Origin of the sequence: Azohydromonas aeria (genome assembly GCF_009760915.1) — a bacterium.
Classification (GTDB): domain Bacteria; phylum Pseudomonadota; class Gammaproteobacteria; order Burkholderiales; family Burkholderiaceae_C; genus Azohydromonas; species Azohydromonas aeria.
Genome location: NZ_VIDQ01000087.1, coordinates 21,079 through 28,910 on the forward strand (window position 1 = coordinate 21,079; position 7,832 = coordinate 28,910).

Below are 7,832 nucleotides of genomic sequence, written 5' to 3' on the forward strand. Positions count from 1 at the left end.
CCGGATGCGGGAAATCCGCACGTCCGGTTCGACGAGGGGGATGTGGAAACGGAGCTATGGCGAGGTTACTCGGGCACCGCCAGACGAAAGGGGCGGAAATGGACAAACCGGACCTACGGCCACCGCGCCACATCTCTACTCTACCCATGGGCACGTCGGGATCGGCCAGGAACACCTCCAGCGCGGCCCGGGCCTCACGGGCATAGGCAAGAGCCTGCGTGATCGGGTTGCTGGGCAGGAATCCCTGGCTCTCGAACTGCTGCTCTATCCAGGCGAAGAACTTCTCGACCAGCGGTTTGCTGTGGGTGAGGCGGTGCAGGTGCTTGGCCTCGCCCTTGAGCTTGTGATCGCGGATGTGCTCCTCGATCTCGTAGAGGGCAGCGATCTGGCGCAGGGCCTCGGCGGCCACCCGCGGCTCGGTGTTCTGGGCGTCGAAGAAGTTGCGCCTGCAATGAACCTTATGCCGAGCACCGCATAAGGTTCATTATCCCGAGTGCGGTTTTATGTGGAGCGCTTGCAACCCAGCCCTGTACCGGCGGGGTAATGCACGTCATCGGACTCCCCATAAATCCGCCGCTGTCACAGCGACTGCAGGAACGCCAGCAGGTCTGGCTTGGGCTTCCAGGCCCGGGCCTGTGCGGGCTCGATGCCGGCCTGCTTCCAGAACGCCTGCATGGCCTCGCGCTTCATCTGCAGGTTCACCGTGAGGTAGCGTCCGGTGGTAGCGATGCTGGAGTGGCCCAGGTAGTCGCGGATCACCGTCACGTCGGTGCCCGACTGCAGTAGCGCAACTGCGCAGCTGTGGCGCAGCACGTGGGGCGTGATGCGCTTGCGCGCCAAGGCCGGCCGCTGCCGGGCAGCCGCTGCGGCATGCTTGTGCAGCACATAGGCGATGCCGTCGCGGGTCAGCGGCTGCCCGTGGCGGTTGACGAAGACGTGTTGCTGATCGGCCGCTAGGGACATGCCGCGCAGCCGGTGCAGCGCATCGGCCGTCTCCCGCCACAGCGGCAGCAGCCGCTCCTTCCTGCCCTTGCCACGCAGCCGCACCTGACGAGGGGCCGTGAGCTGCAGATCGCCCCACGTCAGGCCTGCTACCTCGCTCACGCGTGCGCCGCAGTTGTAGAGCAACAGCAGCAGCGTGTAGTGTAAGCGTTGCGGCTGGGCCCTTCTTGGCAGGGCTTGACCCCATGAGCACGATCGCCCGACCGTGCTGACCTTCTCACTTGCGAGATGTGCACGATCGGGGAAGTGCACACATGGACAAGCGAGTCATCACGGACAGGGCCCCGCGGCGCCGGCACAGCGCGGCCCTCAAGCGCGAGCTGGTCGAGCGCAGCCTGCAGCCCGGGGCGTCGGTGGCGGCCCTGGCGCAGGAACATGGCATCAACGCCAACCTGCTCTTCAACTGGCGGCGGCTGCACCTGGAGCGCCAAGCCGCAGCCCAGCTGCCCGCCGAGCCGGCAACAGTGCTGTTGCCCGTGACGGTGGAGGAGCCGATCGCTGCATCGGCGGCCCCGCACGCATGCGCACCGGCAACCCCGATGCCGCGGCGCGCGGGCACGGGCGTCATCGAGGTCGAGATCGGTGCGGCGCTCGTGCGGCTGCGTGGCGTGGTGGACGAGGCTAGCGTGCGTAGCGTGTTGCAGGCGCTGCTGGAGCTGCGGTGATCGGGCTTCCTGCCGGGACGCGGGTTTGGCTGGTAGCCGGCCACACCGACATGCGCAAGGGCTTCGACGGCCTGGCGGCGATGGTGCAGACGGCGCTGGCGAAGAACCCGTTCGAGGGCCACGTCTTCGTCTTCCGCGGCCGCCGCGGCGACATCCTGAAGGTCTTGTGGTTCGACGGCCAGGGCCTGTTGCTGCTGTCCAAGCGGCTCGAACGCGGGCGCTTCGTCTGGCCCCAGGCAACCTCGGGCAGCGTCTCGCTGACGCCGGCGCAGCTGTCGATGCTGCTGGAAGGCATCGACTGGCGCATGCCGATGCGCACGCACACACCTGAGCTCGCTGCCTGAGCCGAGCGTGTTGCACGCGGCTCACGAGGCGCTGGTCAGCGGCTGCATAGCCCGGCACAGTAGGGGCCATGCCGTTGCCGCCTGGGCCCCACACCGTCGAGTCGCTGCTGCGCGTCATCGAGGCGCGCGACGCGGAGCTGGTGCTGCTCAAGCTCATGAACGAGAAGCTGCGGCTGCAGTTGGCGCGCCGCATCCGGGACCAGTACGGCGCTTCCAGCGAGCGCTTCGACGACGGGCAGCGCACGCTCATCGAAGCCGCGCCGCTGCCGCCGGAACTGCCCCCGCTGCCCAAGGTGGCGCCGGCGCCGGCCGCCAATGCGCCGGCCCTGGACCGCAGCCTGCCCGCGCACCTGCCGCGCGAGGAGCTGGTGCACCGTGCGCCGGCGACGCACGCCCACCACGACAGCGCCGGCCAGGCCTGCGGCTGCAGCGCGTGCGGCGGCCGGCTGCGGCGCATCGGCGCCGACGTGTCGGAGCAGCTGGAGTACGTGCCCGCGCGCTTCAAGGTCATCCGCCACGTGCGGCCGAAGCTCGCCTGCGTGAAGTGCCAGGCCATCTTCCAGGCCGAGGCGCCGAGCCGCCCCATCGTGCGCGGCATCGCCGGCCCGGCCTTCATGGCCCACGTGACGGTCTCGAAGTATTGCGACCACATCCCCCTGTACCGGCAAAGCCGCATCAACGCGCGCAGCGGCGTGCACATCGACCGCTCCACGCTGGCGCGCTGGGTGGGCCAGGGCGAGAAGCTGCTGGACCCGCTGCTGGCAGCGCTCGGCCGCTATGTGCTGGCCGCCCAGAAGCTGCACGCCGACGACACGCCCGTGCCGGTGCTCTCGCCCGGCAAGAGCAAGACCAAGGAAGGCCGGCTGTGGGTCTACGTGCGCGACGACCGCCCGGCGGCCAGCGAGGACGCACCGGCGGCGTGGTTCCGGTACTCGCCCGACCGTGAAGGCCGCCACCCGCGCAAGCACCTGGAGAAGTACCGCGGCATCCTGCAGGCTGACGGCTACGGCGGCTGGCTGCGGCTCTACCAGCAGGGCCAAGTCGTCGAGGCAGCCTGTTGGGCTCACGCGAGGCGGCCGTGGTGGGACCTGTACGTCAGCACCGGGCGCAGCGAGGACTCGGTGGCTGCGCAGGCACTGCGGCGCATCAAGGCGCTCTACGCCATCGAGGAGGACATCCGCGGGCAGCCGCCAGACGTCAGGCGCGCGCACCGCCAGGCCCGGGCCGGTCCACTGCTGCAGGAGTACCACGACTGGCTCACCGGCATGCTGGGCCGCGTGTCGAGGAAGTCGGACCTGGCCAAGGCCATCGCGTACTCGCTCACGCGCTGGCAAGCCCTGACGCGCTACCGCGACGACGGCCGCATCGAGATCGACAACTCGGCGGCCGAGCGCGCCCTGCGCGGGGTGGCCCTTGGACGCAACAACTTCCTCTTCATGGGCTCGGACGCCGGCGGCGAGCGCGCCGCGGCCATGTACAGCCTGGTCGAGAGCGCCAAGCTCAACGGGCTGGACCCGGAGGCCTACCTGCGCGCGGTGTTCGAGCGCATCGCCGAGCACCGCGTCGACCGTGTCCACGAGCTGCTGCCCTGGAACATCGGCCGCGCCCAGCCGCTGCCGCAGCGCCAGGCCGCCTGAGAATAGCGGTCCAAGGCCGGCCGCTCGGGTGCGCCGGCGCGCTACTCCAGGGAGACGACGGCGGTGGACACGCAAGGCCCCAACCCCAAGCTCATCGACGCGCTCAGCCAGGCCAGCAGCCTGGAGCTGTTCCAGTTGAGCACCATCATCGACCGCATGCTGGCCGACCCGCGCCGCATCATCGCCGTGCGAGCCCACATGCACCTGGGCCAGACGGTGCGCTTCCTCGACTGGCACGACGGGCGCATGCGCAGCGGCAAGGTCGTGGCCATGCGCGACCACCAGGTGACGCTGCACGAGACCGACGCGCGGCGCGAGTGGAAGCTGCCCTACGCCGCCATCGAACCGCCACCGGCCGGGGCCCAGCCGACCGCTTCCACCGCCGCGCCGCCCACGCCGGCAGCGCTGTCACAGCCGGGCCGGGATGACTTCCGCTGCGGCGAGAAGGTGTCGTTCGAGGACCGCTACATGCAGACCCAGATCGGCACCATCGTGCGGATCAACCAGCGCAGCGCAACGGTGGAAACCGCGGACGGCCCGGGCTGGCGAGTGCCGTTCCGCCTGCTGCGCCACGTCGTCGATATCTGACTTCGGCGGTCTCTGCCAGTAGGGTGCGGGCGCCACGCTTACCGTGTAGTCGCGCCACCCCTGGGTAGTGCGGCGGTCAGGGACAGCCACGATGGCGCGCACCTCGTCGGCTTCCAGGTACGTAGCCGGACGCTGTCGGGACTTCTTGGCGGGAATGGCGAGCACGCGCGCGTACTGCTGCGCATGCATGAGGTCGTTGCGCAGAAGGTGCTTGAAGAAGCTGCGGATCGCCGCGCGGCGGCAGTTGCGCGTGGCCGCCGTGTTCGAGCGCTCGGCCTCAATGTGGTCCAGGAAGCGCATGACCATTGCTGCGTCCAGGTCCGCCAGCTCCAGTGAGACCACCGCGCGTCCGAGCCGCTGCGCGGCGAACCTCAGCAGCAGCGTCAGCGCATCGCGATAAGCTCGCACGGTGTGCACGCTGGCGCCGCGCTGCATCGGCAGGTAGTCGGTAAAGAACGCCTCGATGTGCGTAAACAGCGTGTTTGGCGCGGACCTGCTCATCGCGGTTGACGCCTGCGTCCGTGCACGTGGGCCTTGAACCGCCTGCTCGCCAGCTCCAGCAGCTCGGGCGTGGCCTTGAGGTAGACCTCGGTGCCCAGTACGTTCTGGTGCCCGAGGTAAGCCGAGAGCCACGGCAGCCTCGCGTGCACGTCCACACCTTGCTGTGCCCAGGCCGTGAGCCGGTGCACTGCGAAGGTGTGGCGGAACTCGTAAGGCCGCGCGCCTATGCGCCCGCGCGGCGGCTTCATGCCCAGTTCGCACAGGAAGCGGCGCAGCACGTCGGATGCCGAATGCACAGTCAGCGCGGAGCCATCCCGCCGCAGGAAGAAGGCCGGCGGCTCGGCGCATCCCGTGCTCTGCAGCAGTTGCTGCCGCAACCGGGCGTAGCACTGCAGCTCCTGCGCCAGGTCGGCACGGACAGGCACGATCCGGGACCGCCCCTTACTGTGCCGCACGATGAGCATGCCCTGTGCGAGATCGACGTCGGCAGCGTGCAACCGCACCGCCTCCCCGAGCCGCAAGCCGGTGCAGTACAGCACCAGGACCAGCGCGCGCAGCATCCCGCCCCACATGCTGCGACCTTCGTGAGCGGTGGCCGCCGCCAGCAGCTGGCGCACCTGCTCATGGGTAAAGATGCACGGCAGGAACACCGATTCCTTCACTGGCGCGATTGCGTGCTCGGGCACGTAGCCGCCGGGGTCGCGGCGGCGGCGGAACAGGCACAGCTGCCGCACCACGCCAAACTCGTTGGCCACCGTGACAGCCTTGCGCCCGGCAGTGCGCGTGGTCCAGCGCAGCACCGCCTCCTGCAGCGACACGGCGCCGTGCCGTCCCCAGTGCTGTGCCACGAAGCACACGAAGCCGTGGAGGACGAACTCGGCGCGCCGATACGCGATGCCCATAGCGCGCTTGAAGCGCAGGAACTCCTGCGCGTCGCGCTCCAGTGTGGCGGCCGTCACGGTGGTCCTCACCGCGGCACCGGCAGCGAGACTTCGCGCAGCGACTGCGTGGCGATGCGCACGTACGCCGACACCGATGCCCCGTCCCGGTGGCCGAGCAGCCCCGAGAGCACCTGCGGTGGCGTGCCTGCGTCGAGCTGTCGCGCGGCGTTGGCGTGGCGCAGCACGTGGCTGCCAAGGAAAGGCGCCTCAATGCCCGCAGCCCTGGCGTGCCTGGCCAGGATATGCCGCACGGGCGACGAACCCGAGAGCGCACCGAACGGCGTTCTCATTGCCACGAACAGGTGTCGCGTCGGTGCGTGGGGCGGCCGGCTGTGGCGCAGGTAGCGCGCCAGCACCCGGGCCACTGCCGGCAGCAGCGGCAGCACGAAGCTCACGCCGGTCTTGGGCCGCGTCACCTTGACCGTGGCGGCCTCCCAGTCGATGTCGTGCAGTTCCAGCCCGGTGACCTCGCCGGCGCCCAGCCCGTAGGTGCTCATCATCAACAGCAGCGCGTGGTCGCGAAGCCCTCGCGCTGTACTGGTGTCAATGGCGCGCAACAGCCGCTGCACGTCCTGCCACGGCAGCGTCGGCCGCAGACGCTCGTCCTTGCGCTGCACGGGCGCCACCACCGCCTCGGCCAAGTCCACATCGAGGCGGCCGCTGACCCTCAGGAAGCGGGCAAAGGAGCGCACGCTGCAGGCGATCCCGGCTGTTGTCGTGCGCGCGTAGCGGCGCGAGCAGTCGATGAGGAACGCGTCGATGTCGGGCAGCGCCAGATGCCGCCACGTCTTGCCGGACCCGGCAAGGTGCTGCAGCAGCATGCCGACGTGGGCCAGCATCTTGCGCACGCTGTTGTCGGGATTGCCGCGCTGATGCGCCAGGTGATCGGCATACGCGCACAGCAGCGCAGATGCGGGCCGGGATGCAGGCTGGGGCTGCTGCCACGCTGGCACGGGCAGCCCCATGACCTCATGGACGCGATGCAGTGCCCGCAGCGCGGAACCGGCCAGCGGTAGTCGGCGCTGGTCAAGTCCGCGGCGGCGGGCGTACCAGGCAACGAAGCGGCGGGCGCCGTCCCGGGTCAGCTCACTGCCTTCTTGCAGGCCGTGCTGTATGCAGTAGCGCCGAAAACGCTTGATCCACTGCAGGTACACCCCGGCCGAGGCGTCGCTCAGGCATCGGTCGCTACGCCACACGCGCAGCATGTTCTGCACGGTGGGAAGGGCGTTGGCGCAAACGGGTTGCATCGGCACAGGACGCTTGCGGCACGGGCAAGGTCGGGTACGTCACCGTAAGGTGCCGTGCTGACCCTGTCAGGCCCCATGTCGTGTTGGCCGCTAATCGGCCGCAGGGTGCCAAGGATGCCCAGCGGCGGCGGTAACACGCCCAGCACCTGCTCGGGAAGGCTGCGGCGAAGCGCAAGCAGTACGTCGCGTCGCCCAGCGTTGCCGGCGATGACGGCCGCACCCTGAGGCAGCACCGCCTCAAGGGCCGCGCAGACCGGTCGCATGCGCCGTCGCAGCCAGCGCAGTGCCGAAGGCAACGCCACATCAAACTCGCGCAGCGAGCTGGCAGCGGCTTCCATGCTCTTGGCAGACAGGGCCCTGGCCACGACGTCCTCGATCGAGGCGAGCAGTCCCGGCAGACGTGACGCAAGGAAGTCAGGCAGCAGGCTGAAGGTGCGATGCCCTTGCGGGCAGTACCACCGGGCCACCCGCAACCCCGCTGGCGTTGACCGCGGATAGCTGCCATGGCGCGCAAAGGAGCACCCGCCCGCCGGATGAAGCGGGCAGCTGGCCAAGCGGGCGCTGAGCCACTCGCGCCCAGCGATGTACGCCTCGACGCTGGACTGGGTGTGCAGAGGCACTTGCACCGTCGTCTCCTGCCCTCATGCTCTGGAGTACCGGCACGATGGCAGGAATTATGCTGAGTCGCCGCCAAGGCCCTCCACAAGGCGAAAGACCACGTGGTGGCCGACGACTCTGCATAAAACCACGCTCGGGATAATGAACCTTATGCCGAGCACCGCATAAGGTTCATTGCAGGCGCAACTTCTTCGACGCCCAGAACACCGAGCCGCGGGTGGCCGCCGAGGCCCTGCGCCAGATCGCTGCCCTCTACGAGATCGAGGAGCACATCCGCGATCACAAGCTC

The 7,832-nt window shown here is 69.4% G+C and carries 8 protein-coding genes and 3 pseudogenes; 5 read left to right on the plus strand and 6 right to left on the minus strand.

Features of this window, described 5'->3' with window-relative positions; genetic code table 11:
- Positions 1 to 145: 145 nt before the first annotated feature.
- A pseudogene (locus tag FJ694_RS31005) lies at positions 146 to 454 on the minus strand (IS66 family transposase); the annotation flags it as partial.
- 125 nt (positions 455 to 579) lie between these two features.
- Positions 580 to 1,254 (minus strand): tyrosine-type recombinase/integrase, encoded by a 675-nt coding sequence (locus FJ694_RS31010; RefSeq protein ID WP_157271394.1) that lies wholly within the window; start codon positions 1,252 to 1,254, stop codon positions 580 to 582.
- 2 nt (positions 1,255 to 1,256) lie between these two features.
- Here FJ694_RS31010 and tnpA point away from each other — a divergent pair, with 2 nt between their 5' ends.
- The 4 genes from tnpA to FJ694_RS31030 all read left to right on the plus strand — a co-directional run bounded on the left by tnpA (position 1,257) and on the right by FJ694_RS31030 (position 4,236).
- On the plus strand, positions 1,257 to 1,667 hold the full coding sequence (gene tnpA / locus FJ694_RS31015; protein ID WP_157271395.1) for an IS66-like element accessory protein TnpA: 411 nt from the start codon (positions 1,257 to 1,259) through the stop codon (positions 1,665 to 1,667).
- Complete coding sequence (gene tnpB, locus FJ694_RS31020; RefSeq protein WP_157271396.1) at positions 1,664 to 2,011, plus strand: IS66 family insertion sequence element accessory protein TnpB; 348 nt, start codon at positions 1,664 to 1,666, stop codon at positions 2,009 to 2,011. The genes tnpA and tnpB overlap by 4 nt, the downstream gene beginning before the upstream one ends.
- A gap of 68 nt (positions 2,012 to 2,079) precedes the next feature.
- Positions 2,080 to 3,648 carry an IS66 family transposase gene (tnpC, locus tag FJ694_RS31025; protein WP_157271397.1) on the plus strand — a complete coding sequence of 523 codons (1,569 nt, stop codon included), beginning with the start codon at positions 2,080 to 2,082 and terminating at the stop codon, positions 3,646 to 3,648.
- A gap of 63 nt (positions 3,649 to 3,711) precedes the next feature.
- Entirely contained in the window at positions 3,712 to 4,236 is a 525-nt protein-coding gene (locus tag FJ694_RS31030) for a hypothetical protein (RefSeq protein ID WP_157271398.1), read from the plus strand.
- A gap of 258 nt (positions 4,237 to 4,494) precedes the next feature.
- On the opposite strand, the pseudogene FJ694_RS37700 reads toward FJ694_RS31030, so the two are convergent.
- The 4 genes and pseudogenes from FJ694_RS37700 to FJ694_RS36895 form a co-directional block, all read right to left on the minus strand.
- Positions 4,495 to 4,737 (minus strand): annotated as a pseudogene (locus tag FJ694_RS37700) (site-specific integrase); the annotation flags it as partial.
- Positions 4,734 to 5,696: a tyrosine-type recombinase/integrase gene (locus tag FJ694_RS31040; protein WP_232540308.1), complete on the minus strand. Its 963-nt coding sequence runs from the start codon at positions 5,694 to 5,696 to the stop codon at positions 4,734 to 4,736. The gene FJ694_RS31040 and the pseudogene FJ694_RS37700, both read right to left, overlap by 4 nt.
- Before the next feature lie 8 nt (positions 5,697 to 5,704).
- On the minus strand, positions 5,705 to 6,883 hold the full coding sequence (locus FJ694_RS31045) for a site-specific integrase (protein ID WP_232540310.1): 1,179 nt from the start codon (positions 6,881 to 6,883) through the stop codon (positions 5,705 to 5,707).
- Positions 6,850 to 7,545, minus strand: coding sequence for a hypothetical protein (locus FJ694_RS36895; RefSeq protein ID WP_198321094.1), 696 nt, complete (start codon positions 7,543 to 7,545; stop codon positions 6,850 to 6,852). Before FJ694_RS36895 ends, FJ694_RS31045 begins: the two co-directional genes overlap by 34 nt.
- A 179-nt stretch (positions 7,546 to 7,724) precedes the next feature.
- On the opposite strand from FJ694_RS36895, the pseudogene FJ694_RS31050 reads away from it, so the two are divergent.
- A pseudogene (locus FJ694_RS31050) lies at positions 7,725 to 7,832 on the plus strand (hypothetical protein); the annotation flags it as partial.